We start from the raw sequence: 21,195 nt of genomic DNA, 5'->3' as shown, positions 1-21,195 counted from the left end.
GCACATTCCAATTATAGTGGGAAGTGATATAGCACCGGCGATAATAATTTGTAGCAAATAAACATCTTTTAATTAAACATTAGTAACTTAATCAATAAAATTATAAATGTATAATATTATCATATCGGACAGGAATTACCTTTTAAATGGAAGATGAGATTATAATTAGGAAAGGCGATGACGGACGAATTATAGTTTCCATTCCTTACAATATATATTATATTTCAAAAATGAAGAATATAAAAGGATATCGATATAATTCCAATACCAGGGCCTGGAGTATCCCCAAAATGATAATACTCTAAATGAAATAAAGGAAATATTTAATGACAAAGAAATTAATATGTCATGGTCTGTGGAATACGGCAATATCCTTGACATCCTTTCATATGCCAATTATAAATTTTTAACCATCAAACAGGCAGAAGAGTTGGCATAGAAATAGGGCCGGAGATTTATCTGTATTTTTCAAATTTTAATAAGCCTTAGTTTAATTGCATAATTTAAATAATTGAATGAAAATTCTTACATCTGTAATAAGAAACAACATCATTCACTTTACCATAAATTTATTAATATTAAATTAAGAAATAATTATTTCCTGTCTTTCATTTTTACAAAATCTCTCCTATCCGGTCCAGTATACACTGCCCTTGGCCTTATCAGCCTTTCTTCCTCTTCCACATATTCCGTTGTATGTGCAAGCCATCCCAGAACTCTTGAAAATCCAAATAGAGTTGTAAACATATATATTGGGAATCCGATTTCATTGAATACTATTCCGGAATAATAATCTGTATTAGGATATATTCCTTTAGATCCAAACTCGGCAACTCCAAGATCTTCCAGTTTCTTTGCTATTTCAAATAGTTTTTTTTGCTCCTCTGTCTGTTCAAGAGTTGTTGCAAGCTTTTTAAATATCTTCATTCTCGGGTCATATGTCCTGTATACTCTATGCCCGAATCCCATTAACCTCTTTTTGCCATCAATAATATTCGTTTTAAACCAATTTTCTACATTATCTATATTGCCTATGTCCAGTAACTGTTTATATGCTGCTTCAGCGGCGCCACCATGCAATGGCCCTTTCAGTGCAGCTGTTGCTGCTGTTATGCATGAGTACATATCGGATAATGTGGAACATGCCACCAGTGCCGCAGTTGTTGATGCTGGAACCTCGTGGTCAACATATATAACCAGTGCCGCATTCATAGCTGAAATTTTACTATTATCAGTTCTTCCAAAGCAATTCATCAGAAAAGCTTCGGCGTAATCATATTTTGGATCAGGATTTTTCAGTTCCATTCCCATTTTATGCCTGTATATATTTGAAATTATTCCGAGATTTTCTCCAAGTATTTTTGGAACCTGAACCCTATCATTCTCTTTGCTCCATTTATAATCCCCAGAAGAGAGAGATGCAAATGCCGTTTCCATCATTGTGAGAGTGTCAGCTTCCCTGGGCAAATCAGATATTAATTCAATAACATGGGGCGGCAATTTATAATGATCTTTTATGCTTCTCTTAAACTCCTGCAGCTGCTCGGAATTTGGCAGTTCCCCATTTACCATTAGATAGCATACCTCTTCAAAGCTGGTGTTCTGCACCAGATCATTAATGTCATATCCTCTGTATCTAAGTATTCCTTCATTTCCATCAATATATGTTAATCCTGTATATTTTATAAATACATCTTCAAGTCCTAAACTTACTGCCATTTTAATCACTTCCAAACCAATCTGAATTTTTTACGTTTGCCAGCTCTTTCAAAGTATAGCTTTCCCGCATCAGGTCTCTCGTGGATAGAACTCCTGTTACTTTGCCTTCCCTTGATTTTACTATGAGGTGCCTTATATTATGTTTGCTCATAAGCACGGCTGCTCTTGTTATAGATTCATCCTCATAAATAGAAATTAGATTTACTCTGGTTCCAATATTTCCAATATTGGCATCAGGACTGTTTCCTTCGGCAATTGCCTTGATAATATCCCTTTCGGTGATAATTCCTTCAAGTGCAATAGGAGAACCAAGCAAAAGTGACCCTTTATTTCCATTTGTCATCTTCTCTGTGCATTCTTTTAAAGTCGAGTTTTTTTCAACATAAATGGGTTGTTTCTGCATTATATTCTTTATTTCCAGAGTCATAATTTAATATGTTACAGTTTAATTTAAAGATTATGTTTGGTAAAAAAATGCCTTGCCCTGCCTTTTTTCCATATTAAAATCGGCAATTTATGTATTTTACCTTAAAAACTACTTTGCAAAAGAGGCAAAAATATGATAATATAGAAAATCATCGCTATAAAACATTATTTATAATGATTATATTATACTATAGGTGAAAAATAAAAGTTTAATTCTGTTTCTGTTTGGAATTGTTTTAATAATCAATGGCATTGAAATTTATTCAAAATTTGGAAATTTATTTTATCCTGATTCGTACAATTATGTCGCCTCAGTAAAAACAGCCAAATTTTATACATACACAGATAATATTATATTGATAGCAGGGGCTGTATCAATAGGGCTTTCCATTTATTACTACATAATAACAAAATATGGCATTCCAAAATTAAAGCATTTTTATCCGATATTGGCAATATATTCTCTGATTCTTGCTATAGCAGGAGGAATGCTACATATAGCCCCATCTGGATACCACTATCCACATTATGTTGTTTTCCTTTATGGCCTCCCAATGTTCACACCAAATTTTCTTTTTTATTATTCTCATTTAATTGGAATTTATGTATATCCATTTCAAGTTATCTCATTGTTAGCAGCAGCTATCATCGGAAGTTCAATATTTTCATTTTCAATTATGGGCATGAAATTAAAGAAAGCGACTCCACTTTCTATTGTCGGTGCCATCGGTGTATGCCCCGCATGTGCTACGGGAACATTCTTTGGTATAGTTATTGGTGCAAGCCCATTTCTTAGTTCTTTTTATTTAGATCAAATATATGGCAGCACATTTAATGAAATTCTTTTAAGCATTGCATCCATTGGAATCCTGTTCCTGGTCCTTCTATATATGATCAGAAAATATAAAATTTCTTTTAAAAGATTATAAAAACAACATTTTCCGTTATTTTGCCAGATCTTTTCATTATTATTTATAAACTTTGAGATACAATATTATTTCCTGTGAAAAAGCTTTTTAATAGCACTTTGCATATACCTCTATGAAAGGCATTAATATTGTTGTTTCTGTAAAGCAGGTACCGGATGCCGATGATTTAAGGATCGATCCGGTAACGAATAACCTGGTCAGGGAGGGAGTTCCAGCCATTATTAACCCTCCTGATCTACACGCCATAGAAGAGGCTCTTCGCCTGAGGGAAAAATATGGCGGTACCGTTTCAATAGTTTCCATGGGCCCTCCCAGAGGAGATATTTCACTCAGGGAGGCTGTGGCTATGGGAGCTGACAATATATATTTAATTACAGATGCAGCAATGGTCGGTTCGGATACATGGGCGACATCATATACTGTTTCAAGAGGAATTAATAAAATCGGAAAACCAGATATAATATTGTTTGGCCGCAGAGCACTTGATGGCGAAACTCAGCAGGTAGGCCCTCAGACCGCAATGTGGCTAGGAATTCCAGAAGTTGCCTATACTGATAAAATTATCGATATCGACATGAACACAAAAGTTGCCAGATTACAGAGAACTACGGAATTCGATACCGAAACTGTAGAAGTTAAAATGCCATTTATTGCAACAATAACCGAAAATTCCAACACCCCTAGGGAAGCCACACTGGAAGGCATGGTAAAATCCATGACATTCCAGGTAACAAGGCTTTCAAAAACAGATATAGATGCAGACCCTAAAAAAATAGGCCTTGCAGCATCACCCACAAAGGTTATAAAGGTCAGGCCTCCACCTAAAATGAGAAACCCGGAAATAATTAAAAATGAGGATTTAAACAAAACAGTTGATTTCCTTGTTTCTAAAATAAAGGAATCTTTGAAAGGATTAAAAGAAATGGACGCTGCATATGAAAAGCCAGAACCTGTTACAAAAGTTGATGATAATATATGGGTATACATAGACCATTTTGATGGCGAGCTAAATAAAACATCACTTGAAATACTTGGTGCAGCCAGAAGAGTCGCGGATTTAATGGATACAAAGCTTGGTGCAATTATAATAGGAACTGATGATGAAAAACTTGTTGACACAGCCTTTAAATTTGGGGCAGATGAGGCATATTACTGTGAAGTCCAGAATGGAAAAAGATATGATAATGATATTTACACAAAAGCTCTTGAAATGATGATAAATAAATACAAACCGAATTCGCTGTTTTTCCCAGGAACATATAATTCCAGAGAACTGGCAGCCACAACAGCAATAAAAGTAAATACGGGGCTTATAGCAGATTGCATCATTTTTGACGTGGATGAAAAGGGCCAGCTACAGGCTACCAGGCCGGATTTCGGCGGAAAAGAAACATCAACAATTATATGCCCGAATAATAAGCCTATCATGGTTACTACCAGGGCAGGTGTGTTTTCCGCTTTGCCTGAAAGGGAATTTAAAGGAAAAGTAATAAAGGATAAATTGGAAAAAGTTGAAACAAGATTCAAAATCACAGATTATAAAAATATAGAAAAAACCAATGTACTTGCAGCTGCACAGGTTGTGGTTGGAGCTGGAAGGGGGCTTGTAAATAAGGATAATTTAAAGATGGTTGAAAAGCTCGCTGAAGAAATTGGCGGAATAGTGGGAGTAAGCAAGCCGCTTGCAGACGCAGACTGGTATCCAAAAGACAGGCAGGTAGGTCAGACAGGAACAACCATACGGCCAAATCTATATCTTGCCCTTGGAATTTCTGGAGCAATACAGCATCTGGTTGGAATTCAGGGATCTAAAAGAATAATAGCCATAAACACCGATCCGGAAGCCCAGATATTTGAAAACTGTGATTATGGTGTTATAGGCGATGTGTTTCAAATAGTTCCAGAACTTATTAAAAAATTAGGTGATGTAAATGCTTGAATATGATATAGTTATAGTAGGTGCAGGGCCAGCAGGATCTGCAGCAGCCCTAAAAGCAGCTTCTGAAGGCAAGAAAGTACTTGTTATAGAAAGAGGGCCAGAGCCTGGTTCAAAAAATGTCTCAGGCGCAATGATAAGGAAAAATTATGTAACTTCCGTTTTTGGTGAAGGAATGCCTTTCGAAAGAAATGTAGAAACTATAAAACTCTCACTTTACAATAAAAATAAACCTGTTGATATTGAGTTCCATCCGGAAGGGCTTGTAACAACTGGAAGATTAAAGTTTGATAAATGGCTTTCTTCCGTATCTGAAAGTGCAGGTGCCATGGTTATTACAAAAACAACTGCACTAAAGCTGAATTGGGAAGATGGAATTGCAAAATCTTTGACAACAGACCGCGGTGATGTTGCAGCGAAATCATTTATCCTTGCTGAAGGTGTAAATGCTTTAGTATCCATGGAATCTGGAATAAACGGAGACTGGACACCGGCTAATTCAGTACAGGCAGTAAAAATGGTTTACTCAATAAAGAAAGGAGATCTTAACACCATTTTTGGATTTCCAGATGACAATACAGGAATGGCAGCAAGAATGATCATGTCTGATCCACTTGTAGCAGGATTTATGTACACATACAAGGATAGCCTTGCAGTTGGAATTGGATCACCAATTAAAGAACTCCTTGATAGAAAGATAAGCCCGGAAAAACTTCTTGATGAATTCCTTGAAAAGACAGGCATAGCCGAAAAGGTGAAGGGCTATTCTTTAAGAGAATATTCTGCTAAAGTTATACCTGAGGGCGGTTTTCCAGATTCTAACGTTGCAAAGGGAAATGTATATCTCTGCGGTGATGCCATTGGGCTTGTAGATCCACTGACATTTGATGGAATTACCCCTGCAATAGCATCAGGGACACTGGCCGCAGAAGCAGCCGTTAATAACTATAGTAAGGAAATCTACAGATATAACCTTATGAAAGATCCTGAAATTTCAAAAATTGCAAAGGAAAGAAAGCTTGAAGCTGATTTCATGTCTGGAAATAAAGCTGGCGAATACATGGGCATGGTATCAACTTTGCTTGAGGGCTGGGCATCAGGAGATTTAATAGGTATCAGAAATACCATGGTAGGCAATTATAGAAATATAATACCTGATTTGATGAGTTTTGTTATGAGGATGAGATAAATGAGAACAGAAGAGAAATTATATACTTTAAGGTATAAAAAGGATGATAAATCACATCTTGCCATTAAGGATGTAAACACATGCCTTGAATGCACTGCCAAGTACGGAGAGCCACAGCCATGTGTCTCAATTTGCCCGGCAAATGTTTTTTCATGGCAGAACAATAGAATAGTTATAGGATACGAAAACTGTGTTGAATGCGGTGCATCAAGAATTTCATGCCCGTATGAAAACATTGACTGGAAATACCCTCAATTCGGAAAAGGAATAGCACTGAGATACGCATAACATAAAACATTTATATTTTTGTTTTATAGTATTTATTATGGAAGAACTTTATTTTCTAAATGATGGAACATATGAACTTGATGCAGGTGCATATTTTGGCATTATCCCAAAAGCATTATGGTCTAAACATTTTAATGATAACAACAATAAAATAAGAATAACCACCAATATACCTTATTTGAGAATTAATAATGTAAATACAACAATAGATGCAGGTATTGGAAATAGTTTTTCTGATCAGTTTAAAAAAATATTCAGGCCAGAAAAGAATAATGACATTTCCAGATCATTGACTGAAGATTATCATTTAAAAAGCCTGGATAATATTATATTGTCCCATATGCATTTTGACCATGCGGGATCTATATTTTCCAGCAGCCTGCTATTTAAAAGGTCCCAAATTATAATGCAAACAAAAGAATTAAAAGCATTCAGGCATCCCAATAACTTTACCAGGGGAAGCTACATTCACAAAAAAATATATGGAAATATAAAGGCACTGGAGGGAACGGCAAAGATCAACGGGAACATATCTGCAGTAAATACAGGTGGGCATAGCGAAGGGCATATGGTAATACTTTTTAATATAAATTCCAAAAAATATATGTATGGTGGTGATCTCTTCCCATCAGCATTCCACATTAAGCCATATTATATTCCAGCAATAGATTCATATCCAGTTCAGACCATGAAAATGAAAAGGAAGCTGCTGAAAAAAGCAATTAATGAAAATATATCGATAATATTTAATCATGATACAAATAATTTAATGGCAAAGGTCTATGGTTCCACTGATAAGCCGGAACTGGAATTTCACGGCAATTAAGCCCTGCAAACCTTTAGCTTCATTTTAAGCCAATTTTCCAGATCATTGCCAGTATTTTCAGGATCCTCTGGCCAGACAGTAAAATCAGCCATTTTACCCTCTTCCAGTGAACCAATTTGTTCCCATCCAATGGTTTCACTGCTTTCTTTTGTATATGTTTTTAATGCACTGGTTAAATCTATTTCCTCTTGCCCAGAATATACCTGTTCATTTTTCCCTGTAATTGTCCTTCTATACATACTTGAATAGATTCCGTAAATTGGGTTAAATGGAGTAACCGGGCTGTCTGAACCGTTGGAAACATGTATTTTCTTTTCCATTAAAGTTCGCAGTGGAAACAGGCATTTAGATTGATCAGGGCCTATATTATCACTTATTGCATCACCAATGAAATACAGGAAAGCAAGCTGAGTTTCAATATTTACATTTAGCCTTTTTATCCTGTTTATAATTTCCCCATTTAATTTGTAGCAGTGTATTAGATTATATTTTGAAGCTTTCCCAGCATTATTCAGTTCTTCTATGCAATCCAGTGCGGTTTCTATGGCTTTATCACCAATAACATGTATACTCACAGGATGCCCTGTGCCTGATAATTCCTGAAGAGCCTTCTTAAATTGTTCCAGGTCCCAAAGTGAAATGCCTTTATTATCCTGTCCATCTGCGTAGAAGTTTTTCATCCACGCTGTTTTTGATAAAATACTGCCATCCAGAAACATTTTGAATCCAGCAAATTTAACAATTTTGTTTTCCTTTACCATCTTCGATAGTTCTATTTTCTTTTTAACATCATTAATGGAATATACAGGCAAAGCAATTGCTATTCTAAGTTTGAGTTCGTTTCGTTCTGCCAATTCATTTATAGCATTTATCCTTGTCTCTTCGTTAATATCTTTACCTGTTCCACCAATATCCTTCACTGCCGAAATTCCAAAATTTATATACTGTTCAGATCCAAATCTTATTGCTTCTACATAGTCTTCTTTATTGTATTCCGGAATTTTTCTTTTTACAAGGTCCATTGCATTTGCTTCATACAATATTCCATTGGGATTGCCATCGCTAAATCTACCTATTTTGCTGTTTGGTGGCGATTCTGTATTTTTTTCTATATTTGCGATTTCCATAGCTCTAGAATTGGAAATTCCATAGTGCTCTGTCATTTGTGTTATAAAAACAGGGATATCACTGTATATTTCATCAATTATTTTCTTATCAGGAAGCCTTTTCTCCTTCATATTATACTCGTTTATGCCATATCCCTGCAGCCACCCATGAATTATTTTATCTTTATTTTCTATTAAAATTTGTTTAAAATCATCAAATGAACGGACAGAAGAGAAATCAATCTGATACTTTAATTTCAATGATGTGAGAGTAAAATGGTCATGTGAATCTATAAGCCCAGGAGTAACAAATTTTCCCCTCAGATCTATATAGGCATTACTATTTTTTATGCCATCAGAATCTAAATTTTCAGGATTAGTGTAACCAGTTATAATCCCATCTTCAATTTTAAAGACCTTTAAGGACATATTTATTTTATTTCCATCAAAATATTTGTCCATAATAACATATTTTTCCATGATATCACTCTTAATTGAATGAATTGAGCCACCATTAATTACAGTTTCGGTTAACTGGAAGGATATTGTTATCATTTTTTGGTTTTCTTAACAGCATCCTTGTTCTTATTATTCAGAAAAAAATCACAGCAATCCGATATGGGACATATATTACATTTCGGTGATACTGGTTTGCATATATTTTTTCCAAATTCTACGAATACAGGATTAAATTCTATCTGGTAATTAACCGGTATTACTTTCTTTAACGCCTCTTCAGTTTCATCCGGGGTTTTTGTTTTTACCAGCCCAATCCTGTTTGAAATTCTAAAAACATGGGTATCAACAGCAATAGCTGGAATATTAAATCCCTGTGTAAGTACTATATTTGCAGTTTTGCTGCCTGTACCTGGAAGTTTTATAAGTTCTTCATGGGTGTTTGGCACTTTCCCGCCATACTCATGATTAATAATTTTAGCTATTTCTATGAGCCTGAGTGATTTAACATTGCTGAATCCTGTAAATTTTATAATTTTTTTAATATCAGCCGGGTCAGCATTTTCAAGGCCATACGAATCATGATAGGTTTCATACAGCAATCTGGCTGCTTTATCTGTAACAGCATCTTTAGTCCTCTGTGAAAGTATGGTGGTAATAAGGATCCAGAATGGTGAGTCTGTGAATTCGAAATGATGCGCTGGAGCTACTTTCTTGATTTCTGAATAGATTTTTTCAAAGTTCTTCATAAACCTCTATAATATGGTATTATTTATATTATTTAGGAATGGCATCTTATGGGTTTATTTTTCCAGTAAGGAACTTTTTTAAATGATAATGTTAATATAGAATTCTGTGAAGAATACTGTATACCGGGAGTGCAGTAAATAAGTATATAAAGAAACTCAAATCATTATATAATACAATATTTTATATATAGAAAATTTTATATATTATATTATATTATGAAGGAAAAGCATATTGTGGTATTATCGGTAATGGTTGTGGTTGTTATGGTTATGCTTGCGTTTTCCGGTGCTATTAATTCGAATAATAGTCAGGCAATAAAATCTAATGAAGAAAATCCACAAATTTCAGATGCAGTGACTAAATTTGTTAATACTGGATTGGTGGAGTTCGGCGCAAATACAACCAATTCTAAGGTAATATCAGATTTCGCATATTTTGATAACTCAAGTATGTTGTCCATAATCAATGGAAAAGGAACACTTGAATTCAATGGTACATTATATAATTACATTGCAACATTAAAAAATTATAATGGTTCAGAAAAATATTATACATATGAAATGTTAAGCCTGTTCAGAACAACAGAAAAAATTAGCAATAACTATTATAACCACCAATCATGGAAAAACACAACGTTTTTGAATTTAACAATGTATTCATCCTCATCTTTCTTGAATGCAAATAAAATTACCGTGAATGCATATAAATATTATAATAAAACAGTTAAAACAGATTTCACAAATACAATAATGCCCTTAAAATTATTTGAAGCACCACGAACAATTAACAAAATATTCTATAAAAATACATCAATACCCTCATTCTTTAATGAAACTAAAACATTTAATCAAAATATTACAACAACATTTTCAATAAATTCCAATAATATAAAATCAACCGGAAATATAACATCTATGGGCAATAACAATATTACTATTAAAACCGGAAATATAAATGGAATATACGTAAACTCTACAGGAAAATATAATTATTCTGTAATGGTAACTAATGGAAATGCAACATTGACTATCGGAAATGATCCTGTGAATTTTTATATAGACCCGCAGTCAGCTTCAAGAAACATAAATAATGGTTATGAGTGGATAGGAGAATCAAAAGCATCTTTACCGTATAGTGATTTCGGTATCGCTTCTTTTGTGAGTATTTTTGGGGGTTTGTTAGTTGCAACAACAGCTCTTGCGGCGGGAGGAGAAGCTACTACAGCTCTTGCTGCAGCTGCAACTACGGCAGCAGGTTTTGTAGGCCTGGGTTTAGCTGTAACTGGTCTTATAGCCTATGTTATGACGGCATATCCATCTGAACCCAGTAATACTATAAATCCATATGTGGAACTGGGTTACTGGCATCCATATGCATGGTATTTAAGCTGGATTTACCTGCCATATTTCGGAATTGGAGTTTATACCGATCATTTTCATAATCCTGTTACAGGAAACAGCCATAACTTCTCATACAGATACGTTGTTATCGTTTCAACAGATGTCACTATACCAAGTTCGTCAGTAATAATTTCAACTTACCATAGTTTCAGTAGTTGGGAAGGATTCTTCCCTGCCCATACATCAATATTCCCACGTTGGAATCCTAACATATAGAGGCAAAAAATGAAGGCATATAAAGAAAAAATGGCATTACTTCTTATATTCCTTATTTTGCTAACTTCGCTGCTTGTTGGATTTTTAGCCAAGTTGATTTTTTATTCCATTGTTATTGCAGTCTTATCAGCGTATCCTCTGATACCTTTCTTTTCAAAATATTATATGCCTTATAAAGATGCAAGATTAAAGGTTGGTATTTATCTCTTACTATTAAATTTGGCCGCATTCTTCGCTCCCAAACCACTTTTTGAATTTTATTATCCTAATACAGAACTGATCAGATCGATTATTGCAGGATTGATTTCACTGCCTGTAACCATAATATATTTTATTTATTATATCGAATATAAATTAAACAAAAGAAAAATGAGAAACAAAAATCGAATTGAACAATAAATACAAACTTAATCTAAAAAGTATAATGTGTTTTACATATTATTAAACAATATAAATGTATAATCTCATAAACTCGGTAAAATCAAAAGATGGTGTAAAAAATATTATTATAGAATTTAAAAGTATAAATTTACCAGTATTCCGATAACTCTCTGGTGCCTGTGTTTTTATTTGATAAAAGAGAATTTACAAGCTCCGATGCAAACCTGATATTTGTTATCAGCGGTATATCCTTCCTTATGGCAAGATTTCTGATTGAAAATCCATCCCTTATTGATCCATATGATTCAGAAGGCGTATTTATAATCAGAGATATATCATCATTTCTTATTACCTCGCTGATTCCCGGTGCCCGCATATCCTTTACCCGGTAAACAACAGTGGACTCAATTCCTGCTTCTTTTAAAGCACTGTGTGTTCCAGGTGTAGTATACAGTTTTATTCCCTTCTCTGATAGTTTTTTGCCAATTTTTATCGCCTGTTTTTTATCTGCATCATTCACTGTAATTATAACAGAATCTAACTTAAATCCCCTTTTCATAATGCGTACTGCTTTAGACATTGCTTCCTGGAATGTTTTACCACAGCACATGGCTTCCCCTGTTGACTTCATTTCAGGGCCAAGAATTACATCCATGTCTCTGAACCTTTTAAATGGGAAAACTGGCACCTTAATAAAGAACGATTTCGGTTCAACGTATTTTATTTGTGCATCTATACCAAGCATGGCTTTTATTCCATAATCAATCCAGTTAATCCCTGTAGCCTTTGCAACAAATGGCATAGACCTTGAAGACCTTGCATTTAACTCGATAACATATATTTCATTATCCTTGATTGCAAGCTGAAGATTTGATATTCCAGAAAGCTTAAAATTTGTTGATAATTTATTTACTATGCTCTGTATTCTTTCAAATGTATCTTCCCTGACTCTTCCTGGCCCAAGAACCATTGTTGCATCTCCGGAATGTGTGCCGGCCTCCTCTATATGCACAGAGATTCCAGCAATTATAGACTTTTCCTTGAAGGAAATGAAATCAACATCAATTTCCACAGCATTCTGAAGATAGGTGCTTATAAGCACAGGTGAACCGGGGCGATCCATGAATAACTCCTTGACACGATCTGCAAGAATGTCATAATCATATATTATATCCATAGCCCTTCCACCTATGATAAAGCTTGACCTTATGATAACCGGTAGATTTATGCTTTTTATTTTCTCATCGAGGTCATTTATGTTTGAAGCTTCTATAAAATCTGGTTGCTTGATATCCAATTTTTTTAATGTTTTGGAAAATATTGTTCGTTCCTCTATGCTATATATGTCTTCCGGCCTGGTTCCAATAACTATGTTGCCAAATAAATCAGATAAAGCTTCTGCCATATTTTGCCCTGTTTGGCCAGAAAATTGAATTATGATTCCGGCAGGTTTTTCGAAGTTTATTATATTGGCTACATGCTCCAGCGTTATCGGTTCAAAATACAGCTTGTCAGATATATCAAAATCTGTAGAAACTGTTTCAGGATTGCTGTTTACCATTATTGCCTGATAACCCAGCTTTTTTAAGGATAATATTGATTTAACAGCGCCATAGTCGAATTCTACGCCCTGGGATATTCTGTTTGGCCCTGAACCAATTACTATTACTTTTTTTTGGCCTGTTGCAACATTGTCACTGAATTTATCGTATGTGGAATATAGATATGCAGTATCAGAATCAAATTCTGCAGAGCAGGTATCAATTTTTTTATATGATGGGATAATAGATTTGTTTAATCTATATTTTATAATTTCGTTTTGTGTTATTTTTGAATAATATGATATTGTTTCATCTGAAATTCCCAACATTTTTAATTCTTCAATATTATCCGGCATTATATTAGGTTTTAATGATAAAATTCCATTAACAATATTTTTCATCTGTTCTATGAAAAAGCTATCATAGCCAGTTAACCTGGAAATGGACATAATATCCATTCCCTGAAACAATCCTTCAAAGATCGCAAATAATCGCTGGTCATTTGGAATCTTCATAAGCTCAACTGTTTTTTCCGGTGATGTAAAAAGCCTCATAGATGCGGTATTTTTTATATCAAGGGATGCTACAGCTTTCATTAAAGCTTCTTCAAATATTCTGCCAATTCCCATGGTTTCTCCTATTGATTTCATTTCTATCCCTATCTGGCGCTTAACAGAAAATTTATCAAATGGCCACCTAGGGATTTTTACTGTAATATAATCCATTGATGGTTCAAATGCAGCATATGTATTTTTTGTTACGGGATTTTTTATTTCATTTAAACTGTATCCAATAGCTATCTTTGTTGATATTCTGGCTATTGGATATCCTGATGCCTTTGAAGCAAGTGCGGATGATCTTGATGTCCTCGGGTTAACTTCAACAACATAATATTTATTATTTTTCTGGTCCAGTGCAAATTGAATATTGCATGAACCAATTACCCCTATTTCACTGACAATATGTATTGCCGATGTCCTCAATTTCTGGTAATCGTCATTGCTGAGTGTAAGTGACGGCGTGGTAACAATGCTTTCTCCAGTATGCACACCCATTGGATCCAAATTTTCCATGTTACATATTGAAATGCAATTTCCGTTGCTGTCACGCATCATTTCATATTCCATTTCTTTCATGCCCAGCAACGATTCATCAAGTTCGAGTGCATCTTCATGAACAGAAAAATAATCTTTGCAATAGTCCAGCAATTCATCTTTACTGTTAATTATTACGCCGCCTGAACCACCAAGAGAAAATCCGGTTCTTAATATAAGCGGATATTTTTTTATTTCCGGTACAAGTTCACTGTAATCAGATTTAGAAATTGTATACGATTCTATAATAGGCTCATTAATACTTTTCATCAGGTTAAAAAATTTTTTCCTGTCTTCTGCCATTTCTATTGATTTTACCGGTGTTCCAAGAACTTTTATTCCATATGAAGATATAATTCCAAGTTGATCAAGCAGTATAACAAGATTCAATCCAACCTGCCCACCTGTTGAAGGCAGTATCGAATCTATTTTTTCTTTTTTTATTATTTCGATAACACTTTCGGGGTCTACAGGTTCTATATATACTCTATCAGCTATCTCATAATCTGTTTGTATTGTTGCAGGATTTGAATTCAAAAGTACTGTTTTTATGCCATCTTCTTTCAATGCAAGGCATGCCTGCGATCCTGAATAGTCGAATTCCGCTGCCTGCCCTATAACTATAGGGCCTGAACCTATAACCAGTGTACATTTAATATCAGACCTCATATGCCATCACCAATTGTTTTCTTTATTTCATTAAAAAACCATGAACCATCGTATGGCCCGGGATATGCCTCAGGATGAAACTGTACAGAAAATACCGGAAGTTCTTTATGCCTTATCATTTCCACAGTTCCATCATTTATATCCCTGCCTGTAATTTCCATTTTTGTATTTTTCATGGATTCGCTGTTAACAGCATAGCCATGGTTATGTGATGTAATATAAACTCTGTTATTTATTAAAACCGCATGGTTCACTCCTCTGTGGCCATACTTCATTTTTTCCGTTTTCCCACCCATGGAGAGAGCTATAAGCTGGTTTCCAAGGCATACCCCTGTTACAGGTACCTCATTAGCTTTCTCTTTTATAAATTCCTTAATCAGTACCATTGATGGATGATCCGGATTTCCCGGGCCATTCGGTATAAAAATTGCATCATAATGGAATTTTATATTAAAAAAATCACAGTTATATGGAACAATATGCAGGGATGCTATTTTTCCAAGCTCTTTAATCAGGCTATTTTTTGTCCCAACATCAATAAACAGGATTTCCTTTTTATTTCCAGAATTATAATACTGATATTTTTTCCTTGAAACTTTTGAAACCAGGTTAATATCCATAGTATCCTCAAATTCATCCGGCATTTCATTTTTGTTTCTTATGTAGCCTTTTATAGCGCCGGCCTTTCTAATTTTTTCAACAATGGACCTTGTATCTATTCCATCAATTGCAGGAACCTTATTGACTTTAAGAAATTCATTAAATTGATTTCCATATTCACTGGAAAGCATTGAATGTGCGTCTTTTGTAATTAAGCCCGCTACCTGGACCTTGTCTGATTCCATATGCTCCATGTTTAATGGATAATTGGCAATTTCCGGAAAAGCGAAAATCAAAATTTCTCCAGCATATGATGGATCGGTAATGGTTTCAAGATATCCTGACATTGATGTGGTGAAAACGATTTCACCATTTGTTTCACCTTTAAATCCGTATGCATACCCTTCATAAGAAGACCCGTCCTCAAGCAATAAATATCTTTTCATTTAAATCTTAAAAAACCTAATTTCAACTTTAGATATATCATTTTCTATATTTTTTGATATTTTTTGGTTAAAATATTATAATCAAATCTAAAAGTTAAACTAAATTATTTTAAGTTCGGCCATAATTATATTTATTATATCGTTAATAGGCATGTTAACATTAATTTAATTAATATGGTTGTAATTATATTAATATGAAAGTTATAGCAGCAGCAGGACCGGTTTGTTATCCAATGGTAGCGGCAATGATGGAAATAAAAGATATTGAGATAGAATTCAAAAAATCATCCGAAATAGGGAAGGAAAAACCAGATGTAGTTCTAGATTCTACTGTTTCTCTGGTTAAGAATGGATTGCCTATAGATTATGTGACAATAGAGAATTTATCAAGAGTGGCTCCAAAACTTGGATATAAGGTTGGCATGACAAGAAAGGGAGGGGCTTCTGACATTCTTTTCCATGCGCTTGTTGGAGAAACAAACAAGGAAGTTGAAATAGAATATTTCGACACCATGGGCGATTTAATGGGTGCAATGAATTCCAATAAGGTTGACACTGTAGTCGTACCTGCAATAGACAAGGCAGGAATTAGCATAGAGGAATATTTTAAGAAAAGCGGTATAACGATACCTGGTAGTTGCGGTGCCACAGTATTTAATAAAGAAAAGGAATTTATTGATGCATACAATCTTGGAATTAAGCTGTTAAAAGAAAAACCTGAAGAAACAGCAAAATTCGTGATTTCACACTTGCCTATGCAGTTCCCGGTTGAATTTGTAGTAAATACAATGAAAAATTCCGATTTAAACGTTCATAAGCCCGAAAATAATGAAAAGTTTATAGAACTTGTACATAAGTATTCATCATAATGAATAATTAAATCGGTAAACATATACATTTTATTTAAAATATTATATCATAAAATTAAATACTCATTTTTAATTCAGTTTTATATGTGGGACTACATAGACAAAGTTTTTGAAGGCTATCCAGCAGAGACGAAAATAGTACAGAAAATGATAAAAATAGGAATTTCAGTAAAAATTCTTTATGATGAGCCAAAATTATTCTGTGATGCTATTGAAATAAAACCAAATTCTATAGCAAGGGCATTTAATGTTGACCGAAGAGTAGTTGTAAACCTTATTAAAAAGATTATTGACGACAATAAGTTATTTGCTTTTTTCAGCAATCTGGAACCCATTTCTAATTTTGAGAATTCAGGCTCAAAAATAGGTTTTGGTGTTATTGAAATAATTCCAGTTGATGCATCTAAACCTGGAATAATTGCTGGTGTAATGAACATACTTGCAGATGGTGGAATATCTATCAGACAGGTAATTACGGATGATCCGGATCTTATTGATAATCCACGTGCCATAATTGTAACTACAGAACCTGTAAGTGGCGAAATGCTCAATAAAATTAAAAAAGTTGATGGTGTAAAGGCAGTTTTATTGCTTTAAATATATTCATCTATTTTTCCGCAATAAAGTATATCAAGTATTATATTTATTTTTTTCTGGACATCGTTATATGACTTTCCATACACATTAACATGCCCCATTTTTCTCTTTCTTCTAATTTCATCCTTATGGTACCAGTAAATATTTGTGTTGCCTAGTTCCAGGATTTCTGATATTTTATCTTCTATCCCTGTTCCTATTATATTAACTATGCCAGATGGAACAAATAGCTCCGGATTGACAGCATCCATCCCTGAAATTGCAAGGATATGCTCTTCAAACTGAGATATTGAACTCCCGGTAAGCGTATGGTGCCCGGTATTATGCACTCTTGGTGCATATTCGTTTATTATTGTTTTTCCATCCTTAACATAATATTCTATTCCCATGACACCTGTATAATCCAGTGATTCCATCAATCTCTTTGCCATATCAATCATCTCCAATGTATTGTTAACAGGTGATATATTGTATATAAGTATGCCATTCTTATTGTAATTAAATGAAGGCTCAAAATGATAAAATTTTCCATGGACATCCCTTACTGCTATAATTGAAGCTTCATAATCATAATCAATGAATTTTTCTATTACATACGGCACATCTGGATGTTCTTCATATTTTGAATTAATGTCAACAAAGTACTGATTCTTTCCGTCATAGCCACCCTTGCAGCTTTTAATTACTGCTTTTCCAAATTCCTTTGCTTTTTCAAAGGCATCTTTGTATGTTTCACTATATTCATAATCTGCTATTGGGAAGCCATGCTCTTTTAAGTATTTCTTTTCCAGTGACCTGTCTTGCTTTAATTCTACTGCTTTAATTGAAGGCCTTAATTTATTCTGCTCATCGGCATATTTCAGTATATTTTGGTCTATGTGCTCAAATTCATAGGTAACATAATCGCATGAGTCTACGAATTCCCTGTAATCTGATGCATCAAAAAATCTGTCTGCAATAAATGCCGAAGGCCCTTTATTATCATCAATTACATAAAATTCTAAAGGATACCTTCTCATGGTATTTATCATCATATAACCCAATTGTCCCGAACCTATAATGCCTATTTTCATAATTTATCACCCATCACGGATTCTCTCTGTTTCTCGGAAAAGCCTTCCAGCATTTCCATTATTTTTGGATATTTAATTGAAAGGATTCTCAATGCCAGAAGGGCAGCATTCCTTGCACCGTTGATAGATACAGTAGCTACTGGAACACCAGGAGGCATCTGCACAATGGAAAGAAGTGAATCAATGCCATTCAGCGCCTTTGACTGTATTGGCACACCTATAACAGGAAGAGTTGTCATTGCTGCTACCATTCCTGGCAGATGGGCAGCACCGCCTGCTCCTGCAATTATTACTTCAATATTATTTTGAATGGCTTCATGTGCATATTTTAGCATAAATTCCGGAGTCCTGTGTGCTGAAACAACCTTATATTCAACTTCTACGCCAAAATTCTTCAATTCATTTACAGCATCCTGCATTACTGGAAAATCTGATTTGCTACCCATTATTACAGCAACTTTCATAATAGATAATTAATTATTAATTAATAAAAATTTAGTTATTGAATTTTATAAAAAATTTGTTTCATTTTCTATTAAATAATTGTTTATCGCCCGTCTGCCACTCTTCATGGCTTCCATTATGTCATACTGCCTGGAATCTAAAAGCTTGAAATCGTAAGAATCCATATCTTTAAATATGATTCCTGAACTTTCAGCAAGCTTTTTGTATCCAGTTATTCTTGATCTTTCCAGGCTGTTTAGAGATCTCAGGCTCATGGTAACTTTATTTTTACCTGCTATCTTTAATGCATCATCAAAGTACCTGTAAATATTTGTATCAATAGTGATATCCCTATTTTCTGGCAGATCTGGATAAACCTTATCAGGGAGGCAAAATATGCCTTTATTTACTGATTCCATTCTGATATCAATTCCATAGTGCCCGATCATGGACCTATAATATTCAATAAGTTGCATAAAATCGTGTTTTTTGTATTTATCGACTATTTCATTAAACTGGCCACCAAAGCGGTTTGTTTCATAAATTATCGGTTTTAATCCCAGGCTCGCGGAGTATAATGCAGCTTCCAGGCCTTTTATTCCGGATCCAACGATTGCTATTTCCCCGGTATATTTTATTTTACGGCTTACAGTATTTTCTAATCCAGTATCAGGATTAATTGTACACCTTACCTCTGCATTAGACAGATTTCTGCATGCCTGGTTGCACCTTATGCAGGGTCTGTACGGAATATTTATCCTCATCTTCAACGGTGTATAGGGATCTGCAAGGGCCTGCCTTCCAAGAACCACAAAATCTGAAATCTTCAATGCTTTTTCAACATCATTTATTGACTCTATGGATCCAACTAGCATGGTTGTTTTGTCTAGCTTTTTCCTGAGTTTTGATCCTATATGCACATTTTCATAATAAAATGAAGCTGAAGAACCTGGAGGAGCAAATCTTCCAGCAGAGAAGTGTATATAATCAATATTCTTCAACTTTGAAGCTATTTCTATGCCGTAATCAGCACTGTAACCATCAACATCGTCCTCATACAGGCTAAGCCTGATTCCTACAGGCAAATCAATTCTTGTTCTGATTTTTTCCGAAATTTCATTGATAATCCTGATTCTATTTTCTACTGTGCCGCCGTACTCATCGTTTCTTTTGTTTAACGCCGGTGATATAAATTCCTGAAGCAGATATCCATGGGCTCCATGGAGTTCTATTCCATCAAATCCTGATCTGTATGCAAGTTCAGCAGCATTTACAAATCGATCTTCGACTCTTTTTATATCATCTTTGCCCATTTCATTCGGCACTATTCCAATGTAATCTACGCTGGACGGTGCAAATATATTTCCACTATTAAAACGTGGATTTGCTTTTCCCCCAGCATGAACAAGCTGCACAAATATTTTTGAGCCTGCTGAATGTATTCTTTCCGTTAATCTTGAAAGCTTTGGTAACTGTTCTCTTGAAAATATGCCCATCTCATTTGGAGATCCTTTTCCGTTGTATTCATCAACATACGCATATTCCGTTATTATAAGGCCAAAGCCTCCTCTGGCTCTTTCTTCTAAGTACCTGATATGGTTGTCGTTGGTGGTACCATCAGGATTGCACAGATTAGATATCATTGGTGCCATGACAAATCTATTTTTGATTTCGACATTTCCAATAATGCCTTTTTCAAAAGCTTCCATTCACATACAGGCAGCTATTCAAAATAAAGTTTTTGTGCATATTAAAATAATAAAAAATATTATAGTTCAAGATAAAACATAAACTGTAGCGCTCATGTTAAATGTCTTTGAGCTAAGATTCATATTATTGCTAAGATTAAAATCAGTCACAACATCTGTAATTGCATGAGCTCATACTATAACAGGATGACCTTTACAATCAGGGCAAAGGCATGCATAAATATAATGTTGACCTTTGTACTGAATACAAGAGCTTGCAAGTGTTGCATCAATAAGCAAAAATATTCTTTTGTATAGTTTCATTATATTTTAAAATGATGCATAGATGGATTGAAAGGAAAGCTGCGTTACTTATGGCCAAATTCAATATTTTAACTGTTTTGTCCATGCTATGAATAATTTTCTATCCTCTGGAGTTGAAAAATGCCTTGTCAGAATGCAATGCCAAAGCACTGAATGTAATATAGACTCCGGTTACTCCACTGATTTCAGTTGGTGTATCTGCTGCACCCATATTCAGGTTCCGGTGGT

Annotated in this window: 18 protein-coding genes; 9 read left to right on the top strand and 9 right to left on the bottom strand. The window is 34.5% G+C overall.

Translation table 11 applies throughout. The features are described 5' to 3' along the window. Positions 1 to 594: 594 nt before the first annotated feature. Together gltA and WKI77_RS01465 are read right to left on the bottom strand one after the other, a co-directional pair. Complete coding sequence (gene gltA, locus WKI77_RS01470) at positions 595 to 1,719, bottom strand: citrate synthase (protein ID WP_337860060.1); 1,125 nt, start codon at positions 1,717 to 1,719, stop codon at positions 595 to 597. A gap of 1 nt (position 1,720) precedes the next feature. After that, entirely contained in the window at positions 1,721 to 2,146 is a 426-nt protein-coding gene (locus tag WKI77_RS01465; RefSeq protein WP_337860059.1) for a CBS domain-containing protein, read from the bottom strand. A 193-nt stretch (positions 2,147 to 2,339) separates the two neighbouring features. On the opposite strand from WKI77_RS01465, the gene WKI77_RS01460 reads away from it, so the two are divergent. From WKI77_RS01460 to WKI77_RS01440, 5 genes are all read left to right on the top strand, one after another. Further along, positions 2,340 to 3,074: a hypothetical protein gene (locus WKI77_RS01460; RefSeq protein WP_337860058.1), complete on the top strand. Its 735-nt coding sequence runs from the start codon at positions 2,340 to 2,342 to the stop codon at positions 3,072 to 3,074. Positions 3,075 to 3,186: 112 nt separating this feature from the next. Then, positions 3,187 to 5,013 (top strand): FAD-binding protein, encoded by a 1,827-nt coding sequence (locus WKI77_RS01455; protein WP_337860057.1) that lies wholly within the window; start codon positions 3,187 to 3,189, stop codon positions 5,011 to 5,013. After that, complete coding sequence (locus tag WKI77_RS01450) at positions 5,006 to 6,199, top strand: NAD(P)/FAD-dependent oxidoreductase (RefSeq protein ID WP_337860056.1); 1,194 nt, start codon at positions 5,006 to 5,008, stop codon at positions 6,197 to 6,199. The genes WKI77_RS01455 and WKI77_RS01450 overlap by 8 nt, the downstream gene beginning before the upstream one ends. Next, the gene (locus WKI77_RS01445) at positions 6,200 to 6,487 is read left to right on the top strand and encodes a 4Fe-4S dicluster domain-containing protein (protein ID WP_337860055.1); all 288 of its coding nucleotides are present in this window, start codon (positions 6,200 to 6,202) and stop codon (positions 6,485 to 6,487) included. A gap of 37 nt (positions 6,488 to 6,524) precedes the next feature. Next, on the top strand, positions 6,525 to 7,313 hold the full coding sequence (locus WKI77_RS01440; protein ID WP_337860054.1) for an MBL fold metallo-hydrolase: 789 nt from the start codon (positions 6,525 to 6,527) through the stop codon (positions 7,311 to 7,313). Here the strand turns inward: WKI77_RS01440 and WKI77_RS01435 are convergent. Both WKI77_RS01435 and nth read right to left on the bottom strand, forming a co-directional pair. Beyond that, positions 7,310 to 8,899, bottom strand: coding sequence for an amidohydrolase family protein (locus WKI77_RS01435; protein ID WP_337860053.1), 1,590 nt, complete (start codon positions 8,897 to 8,899; stop codon positions 7,310 to 7,312). The genes WKI77_RS01440 and WKI77_RS01435 overlap by 4 nt on opposite strands. Before the next feature lie 71 nt (positions 8,900 to 8,970). After that, on the bottom strand, positions 8,971 to 9,624 hold the full coding sequence (nth, locus tag WKI77_RS01430) for an endonuclease III (RefSeq protein ID WP_337860052.1): 654 nt from the start codon (positions 9,622 to 9,624) through the stop codon (positions 8,971 to 8,973). Positions 9,625 to 9,840: 216 nt separating this feature from the next. On the opposite strand from nth, the gene WKI77_RS01425 reads away from it, so the two are divergent. Together WKI77_RS01425 and WKI77_RS01420 are read left to right on the top strand one after the other, a co-directional pair. Then, positions 9,841 to 11,241 (top strand): hypothetical protein, encoded by a 1,401-nt coding sequence (locus WKI77_RS01425; protein ID WP_337860051.1) that lies wholly within the window; start codon positions 9,841 to 9,843, stop codon positions 11,239 to 11,241. Positions 11,242 to 11,250: 9 nt separating this feature from the next. Continuing rightward, complete coding sequence (locus WKI77_RS01420) at positions 11,251 to 11,640, top strand: hypothetical protein (protein ID WP_337860050.1); 390 nt, start codon at positions 11,251 to 11,253, stop codon at positions 11,638 to 11,640. Between the two features lie 130 nt (positions 11,641 to 11,770). Here the strand turns inward: WKI77_RS01420 and carB are convergent, their stop codons facing one another. Together carB and carA are read right to left on the bottom strand one after the other, a co-directional pair. Continuing rightward, on the bottom strand, positions 11,771 to 14,926 hold the full coding sequence (gene carB, locus WKI77_RS01415) for a carbamoyl-phosphate synthase (glutamine-hydrolyzing) large subunit (RefSeq protein WP_337860049.1): 3,156 nt from the start codon (positions 14,924 to 14,926) through the stop codon (positions 11,771 to 11,773). Continuing rightward, entirely contained in the window at positions 14,923 to 15,972 is a 1,050-nt protein-coding gene (gene carA / locus WKI77_RS01410) for a glutamine-hydrolyzing carbamoyl-phosphate synthase small subunit (protein WP_337860048.1), read from the bottom strand. Before carA ends, carB begins: the two co-directional genes overlap by 4 nt. A 194-nt stretch (positions 15,973 to 16,166) precedes the next feature. On the opposite strand from carA, the gene WKI77_RS01405 reads away from it, so the two are divergent. Together WKI77_RS01405 and WKI77_RS01400 are read left to right on the top strand one after the other, a co-directional pair. Continuing rightward, positions 16,167 to 16,841: a DUF3834 domain-containing protein gene (locus WKI77_RS01405; protein WP_337860047.1), complete on the top strand. Its 675-nt coding sequence runs from the start codon at positions 16,167 to 16,169 to the stop codon at positions 16,839 to 16,841. A gap of 84 nt (positions 16,842 to 16,925) precedes the next feature. Beyond that, complete coding sequence (locus WKI77_RS01400; RefSeq protein WP_337860046.1) at positions 16,926 to 17,438, top strand: regulator; 513 nt, start codon at positions 16,926 to 16,928, stop codon at positions 17,436 to 17,438. On the opposite strand, the gene WKI77_RS01395 is transcribed toward WKI77_RS01400, so the two are convergent. The 3 genes from WKI77_RS01395 to WKI77_RS01385 are packed head-to-tail and all read right to left on the bottom strand — an operon-like array spanning position 17,435 to position 20,664. Further along, entirely contained in the window at positions 17,435 to 18,511 is a 1,077-nt protein-coding gene (locus tag WKI77_RS01395) for a 5-(carboxyamino)imidazole ribonucleotide synthase (RefSeq protein WP_337860045.1), read from the bottom strand. The two genes, WKI77_RS01400 and WKI77_RS01395, sit on opposite strands and share 4 nt — an antisense overlap. After that, positions 18,508 to 18,975, bottom strand: a complete 468-nt coding sequence (gene purE / locus WKI77_RS01390) for a 5-(carboxyamino)imidazole ribonucleotide mutase (protein WP_337860044.1) — start codon at positions 18,973 to 18,975, stop codon at positions 18,508 to 18,510. The genes WKI77_RS01395 and purE overlap by 4 nt, the downstream gene beginning before the upstream one ends. A 45-nt stretch (positions 18,976 to 19,020) precedes the next feature. Further along, on the bottom strand, positions 19,021 to 20,664 hold the full coding sequence (locus WKI77_RS01385; protein WP_337860043.1) for an NADH:flavin oxidoreductase: 1,644 nt from the start codon (positions 20,662 to 20,664) through the stop codon (positions 19,021 to 19,023). Positions 20,665 to 21,195: the final 531 nt, after the last annotated feature.

The organism is Ferroplasma sp. (assembly GCF_037442045.1).
Taxonomy (GTDB): domain Archaea; phylum Thermoplasmatota; class Thermoplasmata; order Thermoplasmatales; family Thermoplasmataceae; genus Ferroplasma.
The sequence above is the reverse complement of the archived record's forward strand: the minus strand, read 5'-3'. Positions and strand labels throughout refer to the sequence as shown.